The 26,733-nt window shown below is 33.9% G+C and carries 29 protein-coding genes; 20 read left to right on the top strand and 9 right to left on the bottom strand.

Going from position 1 to position 26,733, the window contains the following annotated elements; genetic code table 11:
- Positions 1-57: 57 nt before the first annotated feature.
- The 5 genes from BST91_RS01440 to BST91_RS01420 all read right to left on the bottom strand — a co-directional run bounded on the left by BST91_RS01440 (position 58) and on the right by BST91_RS01420 (position 5,632).
- The gene (locus BST91_RS01440; RefSeq protein WP_085774228.1) at positions 58-1,101 is read right to left on the bottom strand and encodes a hypothetical protein; all 1,044 of its coding nucleotides are present in this window, start codon (positions 1,099-1,101) and stop codon (positions 58-60) included.
- Between the two features lie 72 nt (positions 1,102-1,173).
- Entirely contained in the window at positions 1,174-2,181 is a 1,008-nt protein-coding gene (locus BST91_RS01435) for a hypothetical protein (RefSeq protein ID WP_085774227.1), read from the bottom strand.
- A gap of 12 nt (positions 2,182-2,193) precedes the next feature.
- Complete coding sequence (locus BST91_RS01430) at positions 2,194-3,159, bottom strand: hypothetical protein (protein WP_085774226.1); 966 nt, start codon at positions 3,157-3,159, stop codon at positions 2,194-2,196.
- A gap of 33 nt (positions 3,160-3,192) precedes the next feature.
- Complete coding sequence (locus BST91_RS01425; RefSeq protein WP_085774225.1) at positions 3,193-4,203, bottom strand: hypothetical protein; 1,011 nt, start codon at positions 4,201-4,203, stop codon at positions 3,193-3,195.
- Positions 4,204-4,240: 37 nt separating this feature from the next.
- Positions 4,241-5,632 carry a hypothetical protein gene (locus tag BST91_RS01420; protein WP_157546871.1) on the bottom strand — a complete coding sequence of 464 codons (1,392 nt, stop codon included), beginning with the start codon at positions 5,630-5,632 and terminating at the stop codon, positions 4,241-4,243.
- A 489-nt stretch (positions 5,633-6,121) separates the two neighbouring features.
- Between BST91_RS01420 and BST91_RS01415 the strand changes: the two genes are divergently transcribed.
- From BST91_RS01415 to BST91_RS13170, 14 genes are all read left to right on the top strand, one after another.
- Complete coding sequence (locus tag BST91_RS01415; RefSeq protein WP_211280399.1) at positions 6,122-6,862, top strand: abortive infection family protein; 741 nt, start codon at positions 6,122-6,124, stop codon at positions 6,860-6,862.
- A gap of 219 nt (positions 6,863-7,081) precedes the next feature.
- Positions 7,082-7,495, top strand: a complete 414-nt coding sequence (locus tag BST91_RS01410; protein ID WP_085774222.1) for a contact-dependent growth inhibition system immunity protein — start codon at positions 7,082-7,084, stop codon at positions 7,493-7,495.
- A gap of 117 nt (positions 7,496-7,612) precedes the next feature.
- Positions 7,613-8,065, top strand: a complete 453-nt coding sequence (locus tag BST91_RS01405; RefSeq protein ID WP_085774221.1) for a DUF5063 domain-containing protein — start codon at positions 7,613-7,615, stop codon at positions 8,063-8,065.
- A gap of 785 nt (positions 8,066-8,850) precedes the next feature.
- Positions 8,851-9,339 carry a hypothetical protein gene (locus BST91_RS01395; RefSeq protein WP_085774219.1) on the top strand — a complete coding sequence of 163 codons (489 nt, stop codon included), beginning with the start codon at positions 8,851-8,853 and terminating at the stop codon, positions 9,337-9,339.
- 266 nt (positions 9,340-9,605) lie between these two features.
- Positions 9,606-10,160, top strand: coding sequence for a hypothetical protein (locus BST91_RS01390; protein WP_085774218.1), 555 nt, complete (start codon positions 9,606-9,608; stop codon positions 10,158-10,160).
- A 194-nt stretch (positions 10,161-10,354) separates the two neighbouring features.
- Positions 10,355-10,624 carry a hypothetical protein gene (locus BST91_RS01385; protein ID WP_157546870.1) on the top strand — a complete coding sequence of 90 codons (270 nt, stop codon included), beginning with the start codon at positions 10,355-10,357 and terminating at the stop codon, positions 10,622-10,624.
- Complete coding sequence (locus BST91_RS01380; RefSeq protein ID WP_085774216.1) at positions 10,621-10,830, top strand: hypothetical protein; 210 nt, start codon at positions 10,621-10,623, stop codon at positions 10,828-10,830. Before BST91_RS01385 ends, BST91_RS01380 begins: the two co-directional genes overlap by 4 nt.
- 250 nt (positions 10,831-11,080) lie before the next feature.
- Positions 11,081-11,908 carry a DEAD/DEAH box helicase family protein gene (locus BST91_RS01375; RefSeq protein WP_085774215.1) on the top strand — a complete coding sequence of 276 codons (828 nt, stop codon included), beginning with the start codon at positions 11,081-11,083 and terminating at the stop codon, positions 11,906-11,908.
- 227 nt (positions 11,909-12,135) lie between these two features.
- Positions 12,136-12,477: a hypothetical protein gene (locus tag BST91_RS01370; RefSeq protein WP_085774214.1), complete on the top strand. Its 342-nt coding sequence runs from the start codon at positions 12,136-12,138 to the stop codon at positions 12,475-12,477.
- Positions 12,474-12,977 carry a hypothetical protein gene (locus tag BST91_RS01365; protein ID WP_085774213.1) on the top strand — a complete coding sequence of 168 codons (504 nt, stop codon included), beginning with the start codon at positions 12,474-12,476 and terminating at the stop codon, positions 12,975-12,977. The genes BST91_RS01370 and BST91_RS01365 overlap by 4 nt, the downstream gene beginning before the upstream one ends.
- 268 nt (positions 12,978-13,245) lie before the next feature.
- Positions 13,246-14,622 (top strand): hypothetical protein, encoded by a 1,377-nt coding sequence (locus BST91_RS01355; protein ID WP_085774211.1) that lies wholly within the window; start codon positions 13,246-13,248, stop codon positions 14,620-14,622.
- Entirely contained in the window at positions 14,609-15,322 is a 714-nt protein-coding gene (locus BST91_RS01350) for a hypothetical protein (protein WP_085774210.1), read from the top strand. The genes BST91_RS01355 and BST91_RS01350 overlap by 14 nt, the downstream gene beginning before the upstream one ends.
- A gap of 41 nt (positions 15,323-15,363) precedes the next feature.
- Positions 15,364-15,636, top strand: a complete 273-nt coding sequence (locus BST91_RS01345) for a hypothetical protein (protein ID WP_085774209.1) — start codon at positions 15,364-15,366, stop codon at positions 15,634-15,636.
- Positions 15,637-15,880: 244 nt separating this feature from the next.
- Positions 15,881-16,108: a hypothetical protein gene (locus tag BST91_RS13170; protein WP_085774207.1), complete on the top strand. Its 228-nt coding sequence runs from the start codon at positions 15,881-15,883 to the stop codon at positions 16,106-16,108.
- A gap of 821 nt (positions 16,109-16,929) precedes the next feature.
- On the opposite strand, the gene BST91_RS01330 is transcribed toward BST91_RS13170, so the two are convergent.
- The 4 genes from BST91_RS01330 to BST91_RS01310 all read right to left on the bottom strand — a co-directional run bounded on the left by BST91_RS01330 (position 16,930) and on the right by BST91_RS01310 (position 21,134).
- A complete protein-coding gene (locus tag BST91_RS01330) occupies positions 16,930-18,906 on the bottom strand; it encodes a tetratricopeptide repeat-containing sensor histidine kinase (RefSeq protein WP_085774206.1) in 1,977 nt (658 codons plus the stop codon).
- Between the two features lie 3 nt (positions 18,907-18,909).
- Positions 18,910-19,563 (bottom strand): response regulator, encoded by a 654-nt coding sequence (locus tag BST91_RS01325; RefSeq protein ID WP_085774205.1) that lies wholly within the window; start codon positions 19,561-19,563, stop codon positions 18,910-18,912.
- 606 nt (positions 19,564-20,169) lie between these two features.
- Entirely contained in the window at positions 20,170-20,562 is a 393-nt protein-coding gene (locus BST91_RS01315; RefSeq protein ID WP_085774203.1) for a hypothetical protein, read from the bottom strand.
- Positions 20,563-20,666: 104 nt separating this feature from the next.
- Positions 20,667-21,134 (bottom strand): GTP-binding protein, encoded by a 468-nt coding sequence (locus tag BST91_RS01310; RefSeq protein ID WP_157546868.1) that lies wholly within the window; start codon positions 21,132-21,134, stop codon positions 20,667-20,669.
- Positions 21,135-21,238: 104 nt separating this feature from the next.
- Between BST91_RS01310 and BST91_RS01305 the strand changes: the two genes are divergently transcribed.
- From BST91_RS01305 to BST91_RS01280, 6 genes are all read left to right on the top strand, one after another.
- Positions 21,239-21,628: an HYC_CC_PP family protein gene (locus tag BST91_RS01305; RefSeq protein WP_085774201.1), complete on the top strand. Its 390-nt coding sequence runs from the start codon at positions 21,239-21,241 to the stop codon at positions 21,626-21,628.
- Positions 21,629-21,689: 61 nt separating this feature from the next.
- The gene (locus BST91_RS01300) at positions 21,690-22,454 is read left to right on the top strand and encodes a hypothetical protein (RefSeq protein ID WP_085774200.1); all 765 of its coding nucleotides are present in this window, start codon (positions 21,690-21,692) and stop codon (positions 22,452-22,454) included.
- Between the two features lie 9 nt (positions 22,455-22,463).
- Complete coding sequence (locus BST91_RS01295; protein WP_085774199.1) at positions 22,464-23,093, top strand: heavy-metal-associated domain-containing protein; 630 nt, start codon at positions 22,464-22,466, stop codon at positions 23,091-23,093.
- Positions 23,093-23,929, top strand: a complete 837-nt coding sequence (locus BST91_RS01290) for an NHL repeat-containing protein (RefSeq protein WP_085774198.1) — start codon at positions 23,093-23,095, stop codon at positions 23,927-23,929. Before BST91_RS01295 ends, BST91_RS01290 begins: the two co-directional genes overlap by 1 nt.
- Positions 23,929-24,639 (top strand): heavy metal translocating P-type ATPase, encoded by a 711-nt coding sequence (locus tag BST91_RS01285; RefSeq protein WP_085774197.1) that lies wholly within the window; start codon positions 23,929-23,931, stop codon positions 24,637-24,639. The genes BST91_RS01290 and BST91_RS01285 overlap by 1 nt, the downstream gene beginning before the upstream one ends.
- 50 nt (positions 24,640-24,689) lie before the next feature.
- Entirely contained in the window at positions 24,690-26,720 is a 2,031-nt protein-coding gene (locus BST91_RS01280; protein ID WP_085774196.1) for a TonB-dependent receptor family protein, read from the top strand.
- The last annotated feature ends 13 nt before the right edge of the window (positions 26,721-26,733 follow it).

Below are 26,733 nucleotides of genomic sequence, written 5' to 3'. Positions count from 1 at the left end.
AAAAGCCACAAGTCCCCTACAACCTGTGGCTTAAAAGATTACATAAATAATCTCCCTTTATTTGATTTTATCCTTAAGCTCTGCGAGATGGTGTTTTAAAAACTTACTCATCGCCATTTTTGCTCCCTTGATATAGGCCGCACCATCTACCGGTACTGATTGAAATTTTCTAGTCGTTTTGTCGTAGGTGTAAACAATAGGATTAAAACTAGTAGCAGTTTCTGACATCCCTTTAGATTGCACCGCTTTGATTTTTTGCTTTTCTAGCACTCCTTCTATAGGTAGTGCCTTTTTCAAAGTACCGTTGTAATTATTCCCTTTAGCATCTGTAATATGAACCATTGTTTTTACTGGAAACACATCATTTGAACCTTTGAATCTCAAACCTTTTTTCTTTTCGGCGGTGATGTTGTCACTAGACACCAGTCGTAAATCAGTTTTAAAAGTAACTTTTGCAGCTCCAGGACTCCAGCCTTCTTTTACTTCGATAAACAAGATGTTTAAGTCCACCTTAGCAACTAGAACATCACCCAATTCCTTGGCTAATTTTTTGTTCTTATTTAAATCTGTGTCCATTGAAAAAGGATTCCAACCCTTTTTTTCATTTCCTTCTTTATCTAAACCTTTAACGTAGTAACTAAAATTTTCTGGAGTCACTGTAACAACGCCAGGTAATTTAGTGGGAATTATTTCTCCGCCTTCACGTCTCGTGTAATCTTTATAAACCTCTGTTTTACCAGCTTCATCGGCTGTGATGATTTCTAATCCAGCGTCCTTTAAATCAGACACAAAGTCGTTATAAACTTCATTAGTAATTCGTTTTAATTCATTCTCGTCTAGTCCATCGAGTGCTACGGCAAGTTTAGCTGTTGCCGAATTTCTACCGCCAAATGAACTACCACTTTTATAGCTCACAGCGTCCTTAAAAACCTCAAAGTTGGTTTTAAATTGAGCGATGTAAATTCTTTTGTTTGCCTGCTTCAGTTTTTTAACTCCATATGATCCAGAAGTACTGGCTTTAAATTCTCCTAAGGATTGAGCTTGCAAAGCGGTGAAACTAAAAACACACATCAATAACAAGCATACTAAATTGTTTTTCATGGTTATATGTATTTATAGTTCAAATATGCCCTAGTAACCGTGGTTGTGAAATAGGTCAATTGGCCTAAATCACTATTTAGGAAGTAACACTGTTTGAGTTACGAGATTTAATAAAGGGATTTGATGGACCTCAACACTATCGCCACCCTTGAGTTGTTGATATACATCTACTGGGACAGTAATGCTTTTCTCGTTTATTTGTATATAATGAGTAGTACGCGATCCATTGCTACTACTGGAAAACTTATCAATAACTTGAGATCTTGTAACGGTTTTATTATTACTGGATAAAACCCTGCGATACTTGCTGTACCACTTTATTAAAGAAAACAACTGCCATCCGACAATAATGGGTAATGGAAATAAAAACAAGAGTAATCCAGATAAACCAGAACTTATTAAACTAATAATTATGAATAAGGGGACAATTGATATAAGTACTGCTTTGCGTAATTTGGTGTGCCAGGCTTTTCTTAATGCTTGTTGATCCGTATCATTTAAAGAAACTATTTTGGGTATAAAAGCTGCCGTGTATTTAGTTGAGAATCTACTATCTTCTTCGTTAGTTTTAGTAGGTTCTATAACCGTTACATTCAAAATTACTTTACTTGTAGGCACCTGTTCTAGCTGAATAACATCACCTACCTGACCCTTTGAATATTGAGCGGCACTTACCTGGAACTCTGCATTATTTAATTTAAGGTAGTAGGTGATGGTTGTTTTACTACTTGATCGACCATTTCTTCCGCTACCTGATGACTGGGATCTTGTAATCGATTTACGTTTATCTTGTAAAACACCTGTATAGACGTGTTTGATACCTGCTCTAAAATCAATTACTTTTTTCCATAGCATTACGGTACAAAAGAGGATAATCATTGACATAAAGGCAATAACCATATATTCTGGCATCGCAATTTCTTGACTAAACAAAGGCTTACCCTGAACCCAGCTGAAACCAAAAAATATAAAAGCCCCAAAGAGTATAGGCACCACTACAAATCCTATGATTCCAAATCTGAGCGTGCGTTTATCTTGTTGCGATAAAGGTGCTTCTTGAAATAAAACATTTGTTTCCATTGCTACATGCTGTTAGTATCGTTTTATTTTATGCTGAAAAAGAATATCAAATTGAGTGCTACCTACGGTTGTACTATCAGGAAAGTATAATTTCCTAAACACCCATCTATCTTCAAGTTTTGAGAACATTTTGCGAGTTATGTGTCGTTTAGTCCATTCGCCGGTTGAACTTTCGGTTGATGTGCTGTATTGCTCTAGCATCACTTCTTGTTGGGTGATTTCCTTTCTTTTGTTAAACAAATCGGTTCTTGAAATTGCAGCTGCTTTTTGTAACGCTTCAATGGCTTGTTCTTGAGATAACTGTGTACGTATTTTGTATACTCCAGTAAAATCGGCCACGGTGATTAATGGATCATTGGCAGTAACTCTAGCAATGGGAATACCGCTTGTATAATACACGGTAAATTCCTTTTTAAGCTCACCGTTTTCCTTGTATTCATGTTGTTTTACATAATCTAGATTTCCTTTTTTATAGTAGTAAGTTGCTGTTCTACGATTACCTCTTTTCAACTTCATTTCAATATGTTGTAGTTGATTGTTCTCATAAGTATACTGGGTAACATAATTGATGTATTTACCCGTTGCCTTTTCACTGGTAACACGACCTTGATTGTCACATTCAAAAATCATGGTAGCATCAAATCCACCCGAACTCGTTTTTTTAACAATACTATCTAACCTGGTTCCTGTGTAATAAAAACTGTCTAAGGTTTCTGACTTATACTTACCAAAAATTTGTTGATAGTCTTGAAATTTCAGCCCTGCTTCATTAAAATTTTGAACCTGTAGAACAACTGGTTCATAACCCAAACTATCGGCCTTATAAGTTGCCGTTTGTATTCTATACACTTCGTTTTTGGCCGTATTATCTGCCTGTGTTATTTGAGGTAACTTTAAGTGCTCTAGACTTGAATGAACTTGTGCCGTTATCGCTTTCGCGAAAGCGAACACTAAAAACACACTTATTAAACTCTTCATATTTTATAGATTGTAACTGTGAATCAAAAAAGGTTAGTACATGCGTACTCCTCGTAAGTAAATGTGAGGCTTACCATAGTTGGAAGGAATGGTTAACAAGTTGTTACCTATAGGAAGCTCCAGAACATCGTATGTTTTACCTAGATTAGCAGCATTGATTTCACTAGATGAAACTGGAATTTTTAAGTAACGATTACTGCTGGGATCAAAAGCATAATGCACGTTTTTACCTTTATGCGTTTGCAGTTTCATGTCATCTACAGTAACTACTAGGGATGGCGAGTAAGTTCCTTTTTGAACGATTGCTTTATAAACTCTAGGCTCCTGTAATTGATCGTGATAAAACAAGTCTCTTTTTGAATTAATGACCTGTCCTTCTTTGTATTGAGTAATCCAATTGTAATAACTATCAAATTCATAGGTATAGGAAGTTGATCCTTGACCTACCTCTTCTCGTTGTCTGAGCAATCCGTCGCGGTAGGTATAGTTGTATTCATTAACCACAACACCATCTTTATTTGTTGACACCTCATTAATCAGTAATGATTTACCCTTATTGGAATAGGTGTAAACAGAAGTATAGGTAAAGGTTGAGCTTGTAAAAACATCCTTGATAAGCCGGTTATCAGTATCATAAAAATAGGTCTTGACCTTACCATCGGTTTGATAATTGCGCTCTGTAAGTAAACCTTTCTCGTTATAAGTAAAGGTGGTGCTGTTTTCTTTACCTGAATTAAACTCCTTGCTTTCTATGATTTGTCCTTTATCGTTTTTTATCAGGTATCGACCGTTGTATTTTTTTGCTATTTCTAGATTGTCAAGTACATTGGATTTTAACGAGAACCCAGTCGCATCATACCAGTTTTCATTTATTTTGAGAATATTTCCTTTTATAGGACCTTGTGCAATAAAATGTAATTCTTCTAGCGGTGTGAGCGGATTTAAAGGTGCTCTATACCAATCTTTTACTATTTGATCTTGTGCTTTTAAGGTACTCACTAGCACGATAAAGAGCGTTAATAGATAATAGGTTCTATGTTTCATTGTGTAATAATTCATTTATAAAAAGCTAGTTAGTATCCTACTCGCGGTATGATTGTACCAGTTGATTGTTTTCATATTTTCCTACTTGGTACTGGTTGCTAGTGGCGATGTAACCCATGCCTTCTAGTTTACTGTCTTTATAGTGAGCTATGACATAATAATTTTGATTAGGACCCAAGAAAAAATTTACTCCGCTTGAATCAAAAAAGGCTACTGCAATCTTGTCACGACCAAATTCTACAGCAGGTCCTATAGGTTTTCCATTCTGATAAAAGCCATAACTTTTGGTGTAATAACTGGTTGTTTTCTTTTGAACAAACCCGTCTTCACAAACATCCTGAGAACATAATTTTGTGTCGCCATTGACTGTATTAAGGTCGTAGGAGTTTTGAATGTTACCGTTCTTGTAAATTCCAGCTTCTACGGCAATTCCATTTACTATTTTGATACCATAGCCATCTAGTTTCCCTGCTTTAAAATTTCCTATTGTATAAGTATCCTTGGTTAAAAAATCCCGTATATAGCCTGGTCCATGCAACATGTTGTTTTTAAAATTACCTTCAACTCGTTTACCATAACCTTGTACCCATCCTATTCCTTGTAATTTCCCTTTTTTATAAAGTCCTTGAGACCTTACTAAATCACCTGCTGTATAACCGTTCCAGACTAACTTCTCGCTGGGTGCAGCCCATTTTTTTTGCACCTTATCAAATGAAATAGTACTGGAAGAACCGTCAGAATAATGAAAGATCTTGATAGCATTATAGTCACCCTTATTATTTAATTGAGCAATAATGTTGTTCCTGTGATCCTTAACATAGGTATAAGTAGTTGGATTTGATGGTACAGCAGTACTTTTGTGATCGTAGTAAATCAAGCGGCCGTAGTTGTCGTACTTTTTTACGGTTTGACTACCATTGCTACCATAGGTAATGGTGAGTATATTATTCTCTATAGAATAGTCATAATCATAACCATTACCTGAAATCAACCTGTTGTTATTGTCATAAGTGAATTCTTTTACCTTGTCCTCTACCATTTTATAAACACCCTTGCGAAATTGCTTTCTACGGTATGTAATAAACTTAACTAGGTTACCACGATCGTCATAAGAATAAGAGTGCAGTTTAGGATCCTCTAAATTGACTGTCCATTTTTCTTGTACAATTCGGTTTTCTTTATCCTTTATAAAGGAGTAATCGCTTATATCAAATTTGCCTTTTTGGGGATCAAACAAACTATCAACCACACCCTTTTCATTGTAATAGAGCGTGTATTTAAGGTCACCATGTTGCCATAAATGACTTATAGCTACAATCTCACCATAGCCATTATGAGGCAACGGTGCAGGATCCATAAAAGGTTTAGGATTGAGAGGTGAATAAGTGGGTAGATCTACTTTTTCCTGAGCATAAAGAACGCTACTCACTAACACAAGTAGCACTAAAAAGGAGCATCGCATAATTATAAATTTGATAATTTAAAATTGCGATGAGTGCGTTTTTTAAGCAATAAGGCAATTGTCCTAAATGGTGCCTTCCAACCCTAGACTGTTCTAGTAGAAGCCTGTATGAGAGATTTTATATAATTAGGAAAGACGGATAAATCATTAACGCTGAATGCGGCAAAGACTAGGAATTATTTGCTTTTTAAACGATTTAACTATGTCACTAAGGAGATGAATAAAACCTCTTATGGAACATAAAATATTGTAGGTTTTCTTAACCCTAAACTACGAGGTTTGTTTAGAGATTACATTTATCGTAATAGTGTATAAACATGCGTATATACCATTTATACAACAATAAAGTAACAATGAGAAAAACCTATTTATATACCTCTGTTACCTGCAAGCTGAAAACCGAGCTCTAAAAAATATTTTGAATATATGAATGAACTTATTTCCCCAAAATACCAAATGAAACTTGTGAAATCGGTTCACGACGCTATTTGGGCTGAATACAAAACTTATCGGGAAGTAAGCCTTTATATTGATAAATGGCACGAAGTTGACGAATGGAACAACTATTGGGAGAATTTTCAGATTATTCAAAAAGAAAGTGGTGACATAGACTTATTGAGGACTTTACACTCAATGAACGGAAGTGACTTGTTGAAAATGGCGATTGATATGGGAGTTGATACACCTGATTTTATCCCTTCGATTCCAACATTCAAAAACGAATTAAAATCTGACTTTAAAACAGCTTATGACACTTTCACAAAAGCATTTAAACAAATTGAGTCTGACCCAAGTCTTGCGATAGGTTTGGCTAATTCAGCTTTGGAAAGTATCGTCAAAGAAATATTGAAAGACGATAGAATAAAGAGTAAAACAAAAGGTACTGAAACTCTTTACAAATTGACTTCGATAATAGTAAAAGAGTTTAACTTTTTAAACAATAGTCATCCTATAGAAATAAGAACTATTGGAAGTTCACTATTATCAATAAGTCAGTCAATAGAGAAACTGAGAAGTGAAAAAACTGATTTCCACGGAAAAACTGAGGAAGACTATTTAATTACTGACTCTGTTTACACTTATTTTGTAGTTAATGCAGTAACTACAGTTGGACTTTTTTTACAGTCATATTTTAAAACAAAATTACCAAAACCAGCAAAAGAAGTTGAAGAAGAACATGATGATTTACCATTTTAATCTCGAACGAAATAAAAGCCAGCAGGTAACAATGTGTATAATTCATTGCTAGTTATAGTCTACTTACGAAAGTCCTCGCGGACTTTCTATCTGTGATTTATTTGCTAAATTTAGTGCTTAAACACGCAACGAAATCATACACTAGACCGTTGTGGGTAGTATAATGTCAATTTTTGGTATATTGCTTATATAAACTAGTTGTGCACAAGCTGGAATTCAATGAGAAACAAATCAATTGAACAGTTGGAGAATGATTATTGGACTGATGATATTGAGTTTCCATCTGGGCTTGTCATAAACTGTCATAAATACAGAAAGATTCCAATCAAAGACTTGACAATCGAGCAATTAAGGCTTTTGATTTCACAAAAAATTGGACTTGAGTTTTTGATAGAACTTGCTCTTGAGAAACTCAACCAGAATATTTTAGCAGAAGGCGACTTTTACGAGGGAGATTTATTGCAAGCCGTTTCAACGATACCAACTGAAATTTGGAATGAAAAACAAAGCGAATTCCAACAATTGCGACAACTAGTTGAATTGAATGCTGAAAAACTAAGGAATGAAATGGGCGAGAAACAATTTGACCGAATCAACGAAAGAATAAAAGCCAGTGCACAACAATGGCTATAGCTCATGGCGTATCGCTTGGCAATTTTTTCGTAGCTTGAAATCAACAAAAAAACGGCTGGCGCTGGCCACGAAGTCATAGCCGAGACCGTTGTAACACATTTACCCAAACCATCAAAATTGAGTGAATTAAGAAAATTAATAGACCAAATCACAGAATTCGGAATAAATCCAAAAGTGGAACTGACCGATAAAACTGATGTCCTAAAAAAACTGTTGGTCGGTATTTACTCGGAATTTCTAAATGTGGAGTTTGAATTTGACGAAACGGATTATGAAGAAGAACCTGACTTTGATTACGACGAAATAAAGCAAAATGTAAAATCCAACTTTCCAGATTTAGATTGGTATTCAATGGTTTTGGACTTAAACAAAATGGAACCAAATGTAGAAATCGGAATTGGAGACGCATTAGATGATTTAACTGATATAATCAAAGATTTATTGGTAGTTAAATGGAAAATGGACAATACAAGCGAAATGGATGCTCTTTGGCAATTTGAATTTTCTATGAGAACTCATTCGGAACAGCATTTAATTGACCTTTTGAAATTTATAAAAGAAAAAGAATAGAATGTTTCCCATAGATAGCGAATTCACAATGCTTTATATAGCATATTTATTGATGATTGGATTTCTATCATTTGGAATATTCAAATCAAATGATAAGGTATTTTACAAGTGGAATTTTTTCTTTTTTGTAATTTATTTTCTAATAATGATTTACGTATTTTCAAATGCCGAAAATTTCAGATATGGAAATTCCCTTGTTGTTCTATTTTATGGAGGAATATTTGTGATTTCACATTTTGTGATAATCGGTATTTTAAAGCTGTATAAATTAATAAGAAACAGATAAAAACGTGTTACAACAATGGCTATAAACAATTGCTATTACAGGCTTATCCTGAAAATTCCTGCGGAATTTTCAACTTGTCGTGTACTTGCAAAAGTCCGTGCTAACCCACGCAACTTTTCATAGCCAAAACCGTTGCTGGACGATACCTACGGTCGTTCAGGCCATTTCGCTAGCGCTCAATTCTCTCCTGAACTTATAGGTTAGTTTCACGCGTGTCTTCCTCTCGCAAACTGCGTTTGCTCGTCGGAGACAAGTCGCTGTAATTTGCTTTTATCTAACTATATTTATAACCTAAATAACTAAACACTAACCAGCGTTACTGGTACCGTCCACAACTTCGGTTATAGCAAATTTGTGCATTCCTCTCATGCCGCTTTTAAAAAAACGCACTCGTCGGATGCAAGAATGGCTACCATACACTATATAACACTGCGCTTTCTGTGTGAACTCGCCATAACCTGTGCGTGTTGGATGTAATGCTGAAAATCACGAGAACTAAATGAACATTTTTCTGAAATTAAAAAATTGGCAAATTTTTCTTATTTGGATTATTGGGACAATTCAAATGTTTATTTTCATAAAATCTGACTTTTGGTTTTTATCATTTGGATTGTACATCGGACTTTTTCTTGGTTGGATTTATTCAATTGGTAATGTTCTGAATAAAAACATTGAAACAAATAATAGAATGAGAATTTGGTGGATTTTATATCTGATTTCATTAATTCCTTTCGGACTAAATGTTCGTGATATGCTAACTCAATCTTACGATCGAATTGACTCTTGGATTATTGCTTTGGCTGGAATTATCGGACTTATAGCTATCACCAAAATTGTGATTTTTTCTGCAAAAACTCTAAAACGTGCTGAATCAAAAACTGAACATAAAACAACGGATTTAATTTTAGAAATATTTTTAATATACTTTTTCACAATCGGAGTTTGGATTTTACAACCACGACTGAATAAACTAATGAATAAAAAATAAAAGCACTACAGGTAACAGTGAACTAAGCTAAAACATGAGTGTTCTTTTGATTAGTTTCTAGAGTAATTTGGATTCTAACATAATCCTGATTTTACAATTCAATAGGCTCATTTTCTTAGTCTTCACTCCTACTTTATAAGTATGAAATTCTATATATTTGAGAAAACTAATTACTAACCAAACCAACAGCTACCGTACACTTTAGAACGCTGCGCATTCTGCGTGAACTCACCATAACCTATGCGTGTTGTTGTTAAATTAAAACAATGCAGTTAACATTTATACTTATTGGAATATTTGGACTTCTACTGCTGATTTACTCAATCCAGATTTTAATTAAATCTAGTAAAAATAAATTGGTGGCTGAATTTACTCTTGACTCTGAAAGCAAAGAAATTCAGTTGGATTCAAATGTACTTTATTCACTTAGTTTTTTAGGTGCTGGGTTTATCGATGATCAGGGAAAGTTTAGGGCTGAACTAAAATCGGAAAGCGGAAACCTTATAAAACTGAATAAAACTTTTCCTAATTATCGGTTCCGTAAAAATGGGAAACTCGGATTAGAATACTGGCATTTTTCGATTGATAATAGCGGAAAATACGTTCTGACTTTTGAGAACTTAAATGATTTGATTGCCAAACATTCAATGCTTATTTCGAAAAGAATGTTTCAGAAAGAAATAAGTCCTAATAACATAAAAATACTCTTGAAAGAGGCTGTTTCAACTAAAAATAGATTGTTCTCAATAGTTGGTTTTGTTATCGGAGTTAACGCTTTGATTTGGGGAATTTTAATTGGATTTACAAATGCATTTGGATAAAAAACTAGCCACAACAATATAAAACCTGTGTTTAATCCTAACTGTACCAACTAAATACCGTAACTTCGGTTAAACCAACCGTTGGCAGTATTTTGAAAAAGCTACTTTACATACCAATCTCTCTGATTTTCATTCTGACTTTTTCTTGCGAACAAAATTCTGCTGAAAAAAAATTGAACGGAAAATGGTACGAATTGGAAAACGAAAAAATTAATTGGACTTTTTATCCTGACAGTTTAATAATAACAGCAGACCCATACGACAAAGTAGAATGGCGTGCTACTGACTCAAAAATAGAATTTGATTATCCAACTTTCTATTGGGATTCTTTAGCAAAACCAGTTGATGTTGTTGATAAAATTTCAATTGAATACAAGCTATCGGACAATAAAGACACTTTATTCGGAACACTAACAAACCGAAATGGAAAATATGAATTCAGGCTTATAAGAATTAAAAAATGAAAAGAAATAAAAAGAAAAACTTGTTTGAGAAAATAAATTCTTGGTTTAGAAACTTAATGTTAGATGACGTTGACAAAGAATACGACGGACCACTTCCCTATCATAAAAAATTTGGTTCAAAGAAAAATCCTGTCGAACGGATTAAAAAAAGATTTGATGAACAAAAAAATCAATTGGATAAAAAACTGCACACAACAGTGAACTAAGCCAAAAACCAAGCTTTTTTCGATTAGTTTTTAGCATACTTTGGATCATGACATAATTCCTATTTCACAATTCAATAGTCTCATTTTCTTAGTCTTCACTCCTACTTTATTGGTGTGGAATTCTATATATTTGAGAAAACTAAATACTAACCAAACCAACAGCTACCGCACACTATAGAACATTACGCATTCTGCGTGAACACGCCATAACCTGTGCGTGTTGTGCATAATATAGAAGAACATCCCGAATATGATAGAAATCCTAAATAATCACTGTAACAAAGAAAACGGATTATTATTATTTAACCCACCTACTGGTTCTGGAAAAACTCACACAGTTTTAACTTGGATTTTTGAAAATTATAAAAGCTATTGCAAAGAAAATAGAAAGATATTTTTTGTGACAAATCTTAAAAAGAATCTTCCTTTTGATGAATTGAGAGATGATTTTTTTATACCTAAAAAGAAACTTCCTGAATTTGAGAAAGATATTACTTTTTTAGACTCAAACTCTGACTGTCTAGTTAAGCGTTTTCAAGATGTAGAAAACTCTATAAACGACTATTTCAAAAACCACAAAGTTTTTTATTCTATTAAAAGTAATGTTACCGAAATAAAAAACAACGAAAAGAACAATTCGTTAAAAGTATATGTTTCAAAACTTAAAGATGAACTTCGAACCGATTTCGAACCAAAGTTTAGGAGAATAATTGAAAAGTATTTAAAAGACAATTTTAATAATAGACAAGAACGAATTAAAGCAATACAAACCAATGATGACCTAAAATGGATTGGCGAACTTTATCCTGCTGTTTTTACATCAAAAAGAAAAGTATTCTTCTTAAGTATTGATAAATTCTATCATAAAAATAGTACGTTAGTAGAACCATCTTATTCTTTCTTAGAAAATGACTTGACAAAAGATGCAATTATTTTCATAGATGAATTTGATGCTACAAAAGACAACATTCTCAAAAATATTATTGAGAAAGGAAAAAACAACGAATTGATTTCATTCATCTTTTTACAGAAATTTATTGGGCATTATCAAAAAATGTTTTCCCTCAAAAATTCATAACACACTCAGAAAAAAGACAAGAATTAATTGATAATAATTATGGTTTACCACTTCACGACATCCAAGAAGTCTTATTAAAAAAATCAGAAGAAATTGTAACCAAATATCAACTTAACTACAGCTTTAAAACCCAAAATAACGAAAATGAAAATATAAATCAAAGAAATTTATTGTTTCACGATTTTCAATATCATTCTGTTTATCGAAACGATAAAAGATTTATTCGTTTGAATAAAAACAAATCATCTAAAACAAATGAAATAATTTTTGAAGACACAAAACCCAAAGGCGAAAGTATGGTTCATTTATTGAACCAAATAAAAGGCTTTGTAAATTATTTTAGTGGAGTGTTAAAAAGTATTGCAGAAAATTATCAGCAACTTGAAACACAAGAAAGAGAAAGCAACCCAAGAAGGGCTGAATTTACGTTTGACTTAGCATTAAGTACTGTTATTGAAGAGTTTGGTTTAGATACTAAATACAAAAACTTTTTAATCGATAATATTTTAAGTGCTAGAGAAAAACCAACAAAAACAAAAACGGAAAAGCTGAACTTAATTATGATTTGAGTGTTTATGAAAATGGTTTTAGGTATTATGATTTTGTAGATGATGATTCTCATCAATCAAAAACTAAAACATTTATTTACAGTTTCCAAAATACACCTGAAAAGTTTTTATTAAAACTTGCTGAAAAATCAAAAGTTATAGGAATTTCTGCAACTGCACTAGTAAAAACGGTTACAGGTAATTACGACATTACCTATTTTAAAAGACAACTTGGTTCAAAATTTATAGAATTAAATAATGAAGAAAATAAAATTCTAACTGATTTATTTAATGAGCAGAATAAATACTATTCTAAAACAAAGATTCAAACAGAGTGGTTAGGGTATCTAAAACCCAATGATGTTGAATTTGAAAAGTATCAAGCGGATTTTTCCAAATTATTCAATAGTAAAGAATTAGCTAATGATATCTTAGGAAAGATTAAAATAAAAAATATAAAATTAATGGCTATCTACTTAATCGATACTTTAAGATTTCATTTTCTTTTAAGCAATTTTTAATTCAAGATGATATTAAAGGGTTTCTTTGCTTATTAAACAAAGAACCAAAATGGAACGATAAAGCTCTTGACTTATCTATTTTGGAAGAAATATTTAAAATCCTAATTGAAGAAAACAACCTTGTTAACGAATTCATAATCAATGACAAATTTAAGGTTAAAAATGCCTATCTAGTCATAAATAGTAACGACTTTGATAACAAAAAACAAAACTTTATAAAACGTCTTGAGGAAGGAAAAAAGTCTTTATCATCTCTATGTATCAGACAATGGGAGCTGGACAAAATTTACAGTTTATAGCACCAAATCCCCAAAATCTAATAAATGTTAGAAGCAAAAAACTATTTAACTGGAACACTAAAGGAAAGACTGATATTAATGCTATTTATTTAGACAAGCCAACACATATTATACAGCAAATTAATAAGGATTTAAATGAGGAAGGTTTTATTAAATACCTTTTTCAATTAGAATTTTTAACACAAGTTGGAATCATTTCCATACACCAATTAAACACAGAAGTTACTAGAGCATTTAAACACTTATTAGCATCTTTTAATACTAAAGGAGACTTAGGTAAACCAAAAGTCAACCTTTATCAAGATGATAATATTAAACAGCATTACGCTAAATACATCATTCAAGCAATTGGAAGAATTTGTAGGACAAATTTAAAAGCACCAAATATCTACATTTATGCAGATAAAGAATTAGACAAACTGATTTGCAATTTTGACACAGAAAACAACTTAGTACTAAATGAATTTAAAACTTTGGTTAATTCAAGTAAACAACAAATCAAAATGCATCAGCAGACAGATTTTACGTTTAAAAATTTAGCAACTACAACTAACAAAAAAGTTCATTCCTTAATTCAAAAATTTATATCAAACGAAGATTGGGGGTGGAATGAAAAGCGAGTAAAAGAATGGGAAAAGTTAAGAGAAATGTGCTTGCGTTTTCCAACGATATCAGAGCAAGATATAAATACCTTGAATTTAAATCGCATTTTAGATTTATATGTTGAATTGCCAAATCCATCTAACAAATATCACTATGAACTAAAAAAATCTGATTTCTTCAATGATTTCAAGAATGTAATTGTTGATTTTAAATCTAATAATGGAAGTGAAATTTCTTCTGAAACTGCAAGGCTAAATGAACTTTTGGAAATAGATGGAGTAAAAGACCTTTTTAATGAAAAGAAATGGGCAAAATCGTTCAAAAGCAATAAGTATATTATACCACCAGTTATGTTCAATAACATTTACAAAGGAACTTTAGGTGAAGAAATTGGCAAATTTATTTTTGAAAAACATTTTGGAATTCAACTTGAAGAACTGTCAACAGAGAATTATGAAATTTTTGATTTCAAAATAAAAGATTCAAATATCTATGTAGATTTTAAACACTGGAAGGAAACTACAGAAATTGGATTTGAAAATCAAGAATTAAAGATCAGAAAGAAATTGGAAAAAGTACAAGCTGATAAAGTGTTTATAATAAATATTCTTTCTACCAACAATTGGCAAATAGTTAAATCTACTGACGGAAAAATAGTTGAAGTTCCTTTTTTATGGAATTCAGAAACAAAAGAGTTAAATCATTCAATTTTAAAAGAGATTAACACTTATGCAAGCTTGTAAAACAAATCAATTAAACATACGATTTAACTTTCAGCAATTAGTGAAAGAACATACAATTGTTAAGTTTTCTACTTCTGAAAATTTCATAAAATATGGGGCATTGATACTTGACAAAATTGAACTTGAGTTAAACGCTAAAAGTGCCATTTTTGAAAGAGGTAAATCTTTTTATGCGTTGTTTGATAAAAATTTTATTTCTAAAGTTGATTTATCAAAACAACTTGAAAAAATTGAAGATGGCGACAAACTATCTTTTAAGATTTTAAATAAAACTGAACTTGAGTTGTTAGAAACTCATACACTTTCTCAATTATTAATTAACTCAATAGCAACGCCAAATCATAAAAGACTAACATTTAACAATCTGACTGGAAAACTTTATTTATTCAATCCAAATCATTTAAAAATTAGTAAATCAAAAGATAAAGAGCAGATTTTTAAAATTGTAGGCTTAGAGTTTTATATTGCCCCTAATTGTTGTTTACAATTAAACGTAAAAACATTTTCATGTGTTTTACTTAGTAAACAAATGGATTTTTCAAAAAAGAAACTCGAAGAATATCCAAAGTATACTTTTGTTCATTCAACTAACACACTCAAACGTGTTTTACCTAGCGAAAGTATTAAAGGAGAAAATCTATACATTTTAAAACAGACTTCAAAAAAGGGTTCATTAGAAAAAATAATATTCCATTTTTAGATTTTAGTAATCTAAATGAATTTAAAAATAGTAAAATAGGAATGCTATCAGATGTTTTTGATAGCATTAAAGATAAACTATCCAACTATTTAAGTATTCAATTTAAAAGTATTGTAACTAATAATGTAATTCGACATTCAAATACTTTTGATTATTATAAAATAAACGAAAGCATTTTTTTAATTGATGGTATCAAAGATGAAAACTCTAACGAACATCTTGAAAGTATTAAAGAAGAAATTGAAACTCATATTCCAAATTCAAAATTGAATTATCTAAAAAAGAGAACAAAATGGGTTATAATGTTAAGCTAATCCATAATAAGAATTTTTATCAAAAATACGAACAGAAAGACCCATATAAACCTTCTTATAATATCCAACATATAACTTTTGAAGATTTCAAACTAAACTCAAAAGCAAGTATCAAAGCAATTCTTAAAGAATTAGTAATTAAAAATGATATTGAGAACAAAAAATATCAATAATTGATTGGTCTAGATATAACTACAAGAACAAATGGATTTTTGGCATTAAAAGTAATAACGATTTCTACTTCTTGACCATTGATCCAAATGGACTTTTGAGCTATGAAAAATTCGAATCAGATTTATTTAATCAAAATGAATATTATGAATTATGTTCAATTTATGATAATGACAATAATATTGAATTTATTGTAAAAGACGATATTGGAAACATTAATATTATAAAGCGAACCAACAACTTTACACTTCCAGAATTTGAAAAAATAAATGATACTTTAAAAAAGAAAACTCTAAAATAAGTATCAAAAAAGATTTAGCATTATCTATAGTGAATGAAGTGTTTGAAACGGAAAAAGTTATAGAATTCGAAAACGAAATAAAACAAATTGAGAACTGGAATAAGAAAAACCTACTAAATTGTTTCAAAAACAGAAATGATAAAAAATCTTTGTCAAAAAAGTTAAGAAGGAAACAGGAGAAGTATTAAAGTCTTATTTTAGACATAAGTCAAGGTATGAAATTTTAGATAGTCAGTTAGATATTCATTCTTTTAAGGAAAACGAAAGAAACTTTTATTTTGTTGGTATAAAAGGAAAGGGAATTCAACAATCTATATCAAGAGCTTCAGTCATTAGAGAAATTGAAACTTATGGAAATTCTGAATATGTTTTTGACAAAATACTTCCCCTTATGAATGTAGACTTTGTTAAGAATGGAGATTTGACAGTATTACCATTTCCAATAAAGTATCTAAGAGAATGGAAAAATACTAGGCACAACAATGTATAAAAATAATAGCGGTTTAATCGCTAAAACGAAATAAGGTAAATTAAAAAAAGGTCTGCGTTTAACCGAAAAGTTAGCGGTTCAAAATCCGCTACTATTCTTATACTAGACCGTTGCTGGACGATACCTACGGTCGTTCAGGCCATTTCGCTAGCGTTCAATGCTCTCCTGTTTCTAGTGTAGCTCGTAGTGTCAATTAGTGGGTACTTTTCCACGTTTTCGCGAAAGCGAAAAAAATAGGAAGAAACTAATAGGTTTTATTATTTGAATGCCGGATATATACTCGCTTTACTTGCTTATATAATAAGCAGACAACCGTTTTAGGATTGTATTTTTAAGCGGTTTGATCAAGAGCAATGTGCAAGGGAATGCGTAGTGTAATTACCGTACCGGTTTCTACCTGTGTATCTATCGTAAAGGTAGCTCCTATCTTACTGGCTCGATGCTTCATATTGGATATTCCATTACCGCTGGATACTGTTTCTACTTGAAACCCTGGTCCGTGATCCTTGATGGTAAAGATTAATTGATCTTGTTCAATCACTGAGTGTATCTCAATAGCAGTGTGTGCGTATTTTACAGCATTGTTTAGGGCTTCTTGTATTATTCTGAATACGTGCATGCCTATCTCTGAGGTAAAGGTGACACTGGTATCATTGACTAATTGTGTGGTAATGACTGGCTCGTGCTCCTCTAAAGAATTGAAATTTACGACAACGGCATGAATGCGTTCATTTATTTTATCCAGACTAATGTCGTTTAAATTCATGGCCCAAATGGTGTCTCTAAGCTCGGCAATGGTGGAACGGGTAAAGGTTCCTAAACCGCTTAATTTATCTTGTATGATAGGTTGGGTATTTTTAAGGGCATAGGCTAGATTGTCTATGGTACTGATGATATAGGTGAGTTGGGAACCTATGTTATCGTGCAGATCTCTGGAGATACGTAAACGCTGTGTTTGTAATTTGTTTTGGGTTTCTATTTTGGCAAGAGCTAGTTCTAGTTCTTTTTCTTTTTTTAATTGGTGGTTTTTAAGTTGTTGCTGTCTGTAAATCACAAATCCTATTAATCCCAATATAAATAGGGCTGCGATACTGAGGTACAGCATTTGATTTTGCTTTTGGATTTTCAATTGATTTTCGGCAATTACGGCGCGTTGCAAGGTGATTTCTTGCTCTTTTTCGGCGGTTTTGTATTTTTCAAAATAGTCTTGGGCTTGGTCTGACCTGCGTTCGTAATCAAAACTGTCTCTAGCTTGCAATACTTGTGCATAGGAACGAGCGCTTGCTCTATAATCTTTTAAGCCGGCTTCAATGCGTGCTTTGATTTTGTAGGCTTCGGCTGTGTTTTTATAATCGGCTGAATCCTGTAGAGCGATAGATTCATTGATGGTAGCAAGACCTTTCTTGTATTGCTTGTCTAGAAAATACAATTCGGCCAGGACTTGTAGGTTGTTTGAGGACAATCTTTTAAACCCAGAGGCTTTGTACATCTCGTCAGCCTTAATGGAGTAATGCAAGGCGCTATCTAGTACATTTTTTCTTCTGTAATCAATGGCTAGGTTTTGATAGGCGATGGCTAGTCCTCGTTTGTCACCAGATTTGAGCTTGGCATCAATGGCTTTATAGGTGTAATAGCGCACGCTGTCGGGCTGATTTAATTTTGAAAACGCCGTGGCAATATTAGAATAACTCGCTCCTATTCCATAGGAATCCTGACGTTGTATCCTAGATTTTAATGAGCTTTTGTGGTATTCTAGCGCCTCGTCATAGCGACCTAGGTCGTATAAAATTAAACCTATGTTGTTTTGAGCACTAGCCAATCCATAGGTGTTTCCTAATTGTTTAAACAAGGTAGAACTTTGAATAAAGTCTTGCATAGCAGCCTCGAGCTCGGTACGGTTCCATTTGACTAATCCTATATTGTTGTAAGCTCCTGCCAGTGAAACCGTATCTTTATTAACACTGGCGATTTTGAGCACTTGGTTATAGAGTTGCAACGCACTGTCTGTTTTACTGATCACGTCGTAGTAAATTCCCTTGCGCATTAAGGATTGAGCGTGTAGGTAATCATGCGGTGGTTGTGCCGTTCTATTGATGGTAGTATCGGCTAGTGCCTTGGCAATTTGCGGTTCTCTGTAGACGTACACAAAAAACTGTTTGTGCAAATGAATGATGGCTAAACTATCGTTGGGTTTTGCTGCTGCCAGTTGCAACAAGCTGTCTAGTTTAGTCGGGTTGGATTGTTGTGCGGTAGTTACTCCGGTACTGGTAAGCAACAGGATTATAAAAAGATAGAGCAGTCTTTTCATGTTCTATATGATATTGTGTTTACGAGCTTTACTTACTGCTTCTAACTTACTGTGTACTTGTAATTTTTTGTAGATATTTTCAATATGCTTGCGCACTGTACTGGGTGAAAGAATCAGGTTTTTTGCAATTACAGTATAGGATAAACCGCTAGCTAATTGTTCAAGTACTTGTTGTTCTCTTTCGCTTAAAGCGAAATCCTCCTTGTGCTCACTTAGATTATTAAGTTGTTCTGGTAAGCGTAATAGTTTTAAGGTTTTTAAGGCTATCGCTGGATTCATTGCTGCGCCACCGTTTAAGGTTTGTAGGATTCCTGCATGTAATTTATCGGGATCAACATCCTTGAGTAGGTAACCGTCGGCGCCAGCTCTTATCGCATTGAATATATTGCTGTCGTTGTCAAAGACCGTAAGCATTACTATTTTTATGTGAGGATAACGCTGTTTTACGAGTTGTGTAGCTTCAATACCATCCATTACAGGCATTTCTATATCCATAAGAATAAGGTCTATCCGACTATTTTGTTCGAGTTTTTCTAATAAATCCTTACCGTTTGTCGCGGTTAACCGCACCTGTATGTCTTCAAAAAAGCTAAGCTTTTCCTTTACAGCGTGAATTAAAAAGCTGTTATCATCTACTATGGCGGTTCTTATTTTCACTACACTTTAAATATACTAATTTTTACCAGCGGTTATACGCATCCTTACACAAGGCTATTAAAAAGTTATTTTGCAACCTAGCCTGATCCAGCAACTTAGACTTTGCTTTCAATTGTTTGTAAAGGGATTTACGCCATGCGTTTTCTAATAAAAACAAGGCGATTACTAAGATACACACGCAACAAACAAGACAGATTAAACTCATAGGAATGTACCTGGCTTTACCGGCTATCAAAACTATTTTTACAATCATAGCATCAAATAAATGTTGAATATCCTAGGTAGTTCACTCCAATTGCAATGATTAACAGGAACCAAACCAACTTGTCTAAATACTTATTTTGCTTCCTCCTATCTTTTGACTTCGCTTTGTATAAATACGATGTGATTAAAAGTAGGAATCCAATAACTAGAAAAGGAAGACTGGTTATTAATGCTAGATAAAACAACCATACATAACCCATAATGGCACTCCAAATTACCATACCCAAACTAATCGTTCTTAAAAGCAATACCTTATCCTTGGGCTGGCTGGTTGTTGTGTAAATCAATACAGGAATAGATAACGAGCTTATCAGGCCCAAAACGATTAAAACAGATATCAAACTACTCGTTTTTAATTACCTCTAAAGAACGTTTTACATTAAAAGTTTCATCACAAATATGGAACTGCACACTCTCGTCTTTAAATATTTCAATTTGTGAAATAATACTCATTGCATTCAAGGCATAATCCATGGAAGTATCAGAATAATAAGTGGGATCAGTAACCATTTTAAGATTAATGATGCTGTCTTTTATAACTTGAAAACTCACAGTGCCATTCTTGCCATACTCCAGGCTATCTAACAACACCGACAAGCTTTGAGCCTGATTCTCTAATTCATTGGGCTTGTAATATACTTCTACTCCACCGGTTTGCACCTTGGGACCATAACCGTTCAAGTCACATGAAGTAGTAAGTACAACTAAAAAAATAACGAGTATAAAATTTCTCATGATATTAAATTCAATGAATCAAAATTGACTTAATACCTATGATTATTCAATAAGGCAATTGACTTATTCAAGTTTAAGGATGTGACACACGAGCTTGTAAAAATTCATACAGTACTCTGGATTGAGGCTCGGCCTTTTTTTTTACCCAACCTACCCAAAATGTAAAAGGCAATCCATAATAACACTATTACAACCATGCCTATCACAGGAAGTCTAGTAGAGGCACCGACAACGACATTGGTATAACACCATATAGCAGCAGCCAGAAAACAACCAGCTAGTACAAAATGTAGGAACATAAAAAAGGTCCAAGCAGTAGGATTGGGACCAAAGGTTCCCTTTAGCAAGGTTTGATTATCGTCAGTTTCTTCTGATTCAATATGAAGGTGTGGTGACCAGAAGTGTCTCTCTTCTTTATTGATCTTGATAAAGATATGACCGTCTAAAATTGAAGTATAGATGGTAGATGCTGTTCCTGGTGTAGTTTGTAATCGCTCTATAACTTCAGTAACAGGCATAGGAACAACAAGCTTAAACCTGGGACGTAAAACAACTTCATTTTGTAATTTCATTGTATTGATACTGAATAGCCTAACTAAGTTACACAATTTTACATCATCAAAATCCAAAATGGAATTAATCCGCCTAAAGGCATACTTTTTGTATCTTTGTAACCATGAAATTGATCTATCAAATAAAAGCTGTTTTCTTAGCTTTACTTGTCCTTGCTTCTACGCAAGGATTAGTGATTGATCAACATTTTTGTGGTAGTTTTCTAGTCGATACTGCCGTTAATCATCAGGCTGACTCGTGTGGAATGGATTCCATGGAAAAGTCAGGTTGTTGTTCTAACGAACAAATCGTAGTTGAAGGTCAGGATGAATTACAGCTGCAAGTGGCAGCATCCTTGGACTTTCAATTTATCTTGCCTAGTCTAGAACATTCCTATGATTTCATCTATCAAGCACCGTTAGCTGAACAAAAGACAGCGCTAGGTTTTCTAGAGGAATCACCGCCATGGAAACGGCACGACCTTATCATTCTTCATGATCAATTTTTAATTTAAAGTACCGGTTTTTAAAACTAAAATTTTAAAAATCAGCTCATTACTTTAAATTAATCATACAATGAAAAACATCATTTTAGGAGGTTTTATCTTGTTGTCTAGTTATCTAGCTACAGCACAAGGACCACCTATAACTGCCGATAAACCTATCATGTTAGGCGGCAAAAGCTTTACAACAAAAACACTAATTGAATACCGACAAACTGAGCGTGGATCTGTTCTATACGCTCCAGTCATGTTGCATTATTTACCTACGGCAAACTCACTGGTAGCGCTGCATGTACCCTTTACAATTTATGATCTACAAGATCAATCGGGCAATGGCCTAGCAGATTTAAAAATCATGGGGAAATATCAATTCTATCGTAAGGATGGAACTGGTAAAACTTGGCGTATGGTTGCCAAAACATTACAAACGCTTCCTACAGGTAAGGAAATTGATGTAATGGATATAAGCACAGGTAAATATGCTGGTTATTACGGTATCGTATCTGGAATCGAGACCTTAAAATACGGTATCAGTACCGAGGTTGGTTACAACTGGATGCCAGATGGCACACTGGATGAAATGCGAGCAAAACTAGGTTTTGGTTTGCCTTTATTAAAGCCACAGTATCCCAATAAACAACTCAATCTATATTTTGAATACAGCAGCCATTGGTTGCACGAGCGCGATTGGTACCAGCTACTCTATGCGCAAGGTATTCAGTACGCTCGCAAGAACATCACTTTTGACCTAGCAGTACAGCTGCCTTTGGTTCAGGAAATTGATGATAATAGAGCCCTTAATTACTCTGTGTTTTTAGGAACACGTTACACTTTTTAAAAAAATAATATGAAAAATAGCATTTATATACTTAGCATTTTAATTGGTTTGTTCGCTTTCGCGAAAGCGGAATCACAAAACAACCAAGAACGAGATACTTTTGAAATTCAAGTCGATGGATTGGGATGTCCTTTCTGTGCCTATGGCCTAGAGAAAAAGTTCAAGGAATTTAAAGGGATAAAAGATGTCGCCATCGATATTGAAACGGGAGATTTTAGTTTCACCTATCCAGCAGAAAAGTCACTAAGCATGCAAGCCGTGATCAAACAAGTTGAAAAAGCAGGTTACACACCCAATCTTGCCACTATTAGAAGAGCAAATGGTGATGTAGAAACCAATGCAAGCAACAATAATGAAGTCGCCAGCACACCATTACAAGAAAATAAATTGTGGGTAAACGGAAAATGCGGTATGTGTAAGGCCAGAATTGAAAAAGCAGTGTCTAATCTACCTGGTGTTGCAAGCGCTACTTGGGACGTGGACAGTAAACAACTTACTTATTCTCACGATGGTAGTACTACCGTCAATCAGGTGGAACAAAAAGTAGCCCAAGTAGGTCATGATACGAAAAACACCAAAGCCGGTGATCAAGTATATGATCAACTACCTGGATGTTGTCATTATAAAAGAGTTCAATAATGAAATTGATATACGTTTTACTTTCGGTAGTTTTACTAGGCTGTTCACAACAACCTGTAGAGACGGAATGGACCTATGAAAAAAGCATAAGTCTAGATGGAATTAATCCTATAGGACTAGTTAGCGACGATAATCAATACATATTGAGTGATGGCGACCACAATCGAGTGGTTAAGGTTGACCATACAGGTGAAATTACCCAAACAATAGGTGAGTTTGAACGTCCCATGCACTTGGACTTTGTCAAAGACAAATCAACTCAACGATTGTTCATACCAGAGTACGGGAAAGATTCTATTGCTGTGATAGAAGGAACAAATAAAAGTTACCTATCAATTACCGATTCCCTAGATGCACCTGCATCAATAAGTATGTTTAAGGATGAAATTGCCATTGCCGATTTTTACAACCATCGCGTATTGTACTTTTCAAACGGTACGTGGCAATCATTAGGTAGTGAAGGGAAAAAGCTAGGACAATTCTACTATCCTACAGATGTTCAAATAATGGAAAACTACCTGTACATCGCAGATGCTTATAACGATCGTGCCCAAGTGTGGACTAAAAATGGCGAACCGGTGATGGAAATAGGTATGAACGACAATCTAAAAGCAGCAACGGGTATTCACGTTACCGCAACCGAGTTATTTTTAACAGACTTTGAAAACGATAGAATCCTTATTTATGATAGAATGGGTGATCTAAAACAGATTATTGAAAAAGGTATTGATAAACCTACTGATGTAATTCAAAACGATGACGAACTGATCATCGCCAATTATCGTAAGGGAGAACTCGTTTTTTACAAAAAAACAGCTATCAAAAGAAAACAATAATGAAACAAATCATTCATATTGAAGGTATGACCTGCAATGGTTGTCGCAGCGATGTTGAACAACAATTGCAGGGAATTCCTGCTGTGAAAACAGCAAGCGTATCACTATCAGAAAAAGAAGGTACTCTTGAGGTAGAAAACTACATCGAGATTGAGGAGTTGCAACAACACCTTGCTGAAAAATATACGATAAGCAAAAAGTCAGATCGTACCGCTCAAGAATTGCCTAGCGACGAACCCAGCAAACTACAGCAATTAAAACCTTTGTTTCTCATTCTTTTTTACATCACCACTGCAAGCCTGCTGCTGCATAAAGACACTTGGGATATAAGAGCAATCATGCTAGATTTCATGGGGCTTTTCCTAATAGTTTTCAGTTTTTTTAAACTGTTAGATTTAAAAGGATTTCCAGTTAGTTTTAGCATGTACGATCCACTTGCACGAGTAATTCCTGCTTACGGTTGGATTTATCCTTTTATTGAAACCGCACTCGGTCTCATGTTCTTATTAAGATTTAATACAAACATAGCTATCTTAATAACCTTGGTTATTTTGTCCATAACCACAGGTGGAGTAGTTCAAACATTGCTCAACAAAAGAAAAATTCAATGTGCTTGTTTGGGAACTGCCTTAAAACTACCTATGACTGAAGCTACTTTTATTGAAAACGCCATAATGATCGTCATGGGAACGGCAATGCTTTTATTATAGCCTTAACGACTATACTAGGTTTCATGTGTACCTTTATCCCACTATAAGACATGAAACAAATCCTTTTTATACTATTACTTTTTAGCGTATTAAAAAGTATAGCTCAAGTAAATCAAGCACAGGTTCAACCTTTAGATACGGTCGCTCTTAAGGTGACTAGAATTGATAAAGACCCAGATCAAGTAACTGCTAGTTTTTCTAGAGTTCGCTTTCGCGAAAGCGCCCTAAATCAACAGCAATTATCATTGCAAGAATATCTTAATCAATTGAATGGGGTTTTTAGTCTGAACGCCAATAATTATGCACAAGATTTAAGGATAAGCATACGAGGCTTTGGCGCGAGAAGTGCGTTTGGAATACGCGGGATAAAGTTAGTAGTTGATGGTATTCCTGAAACTACTCCTGATGGTCAAGGGCAAATTGATAATTTACCTCTAGGGATTATTGATAATATCGCTGTTTTAAGAGGATCATCTAGTGCCTTGTACGGTAATGCTAGCGGTGGAGTTATAAGCGTAAATACGATAGACGACTTTAAAAAAGATTTTGTAGAAATAGGACTTACGGCAGGATCTTATAACATGCTACAATCTCAAGTAACTGCTGGTTTTAAAACAGAAGCTTCACGTTATGTAATACACGCTAATCAAATCACAACTGATGGATATCGGGATCAAAGTGGTTTTGAGAATTATTTGTTCAACTATAGATCGTTTCATGATCTTTCAAAAAACACCAAGCTTAATTTTCAATTGAACTATGCAAATAGTCCCGAAGCAGAAGATCCAGGTAGTCTTAATGCAGAAGCTATCTCAACAGAACGCAGGCAAGCACGTGATCGTAACCTATTATTTGAAACTCAGGAAGCAGTCCAGCAAGTTAAACTAGGAACAAGTTTGGAGCATCAAACAGGTAATTGGACTTTCAACGGTTATGGGTTTTACAGCTATAGAGACTTTGAAGCTAGATTGCCTTTTGAATTTGGTGGAGCGATTGATTTAAACAGAAACTATTTTGGAGTTGGAGTTAATACGACTAGAGTTTCTAAAAAAGAACATCTTTCATTCAAACAGCAATTAGGAATAGACTACGGTTATCAAAATGATGCCCGACGCCGATTTGAAAATCTGGAAGGTGAACGCGGCACCGTAACACTTAATCAAAACGAAAGATTTAGTGGTTTAGGCTTTTTCTATTTGCAAGATTATGAATGGAAAAAATGGACGGTAAATGCTGGCGTGCGCTATGACATAAATGAATTAAGCGTGAGCGATGAATTTGAATCTGATGGAATCAATAACGATGACATTACAATCAATCAATTCAGTTTAAATGCAGGTGCAGCCTATAAATTAAATGACAAGAATCAATTCTATGCTACTGTATCCAACAGTTATGAAACACCAGTATTAAGTGAGTTGAGTGCAAACCCAGAGGATGATGGCGGCTTTAATCAAAATCTAGAGGCTCAACAGGCATTAAATTTTGAAATAGGCTATCGTGGTAAATTCAAAAAATTAAATCTGACTTCTACCCTATTCTACACCTTTACTACCGATGATATTGTTCCTTTTGAATTGCAGGACTTTCCAGACAGAACGTTCTTTAGAAATGCCGGTAGCAGTGAAAGGTTAGGAACTGAAATTGCTGCACAATACCGTTTTAATCCTAATTGGAGCACTGGACTTACTTACAATTTCTCCTACTTCACCTATCAAAACTATGAGCTACCTAATGGTGATTTTTCAGGAAACAATTTACCTGCCATTCCCAGACATCTGGCTCAACTCATGATTACTTATACCAAAGACAGTTTCAATATTACTATGAGCGCTCAATATCGTGATCAAATGTTTACTGACGATGCAAACAGCACTGTAGAACCAGAAGTAATCATAGGTCAACTACGTGGATCTTACAAGTTTCAATTATCCGGAGTAAGCCTTACTCCATTTGCAGGAATAAATAATTTATTTGATCAAAAGTACAACGATAACATTCGTATCAACGCCTTTGGAGGCAGGTACTTTGAACCAGCTCCAGGCATTAATACTTATGCAGGATTGAGAGTAAGGTTTTAATCTTGTGAAGAAT

This window comes from Nonlabens tegetincola (genome assembly GCF_002117085.1).
GTDB classification, from domain to species: domain Bacteria; phylum Bacteroidota; class Bacteroidia; order Flavobacteriales; family Flavobacteriaceae; genus Nonlabens; species Nonlabens tegetincola.
Note: the sequence above shows the minus strand (reverse complement) of the source record. Positions and strands in the feature narration are given on the sequence as shown.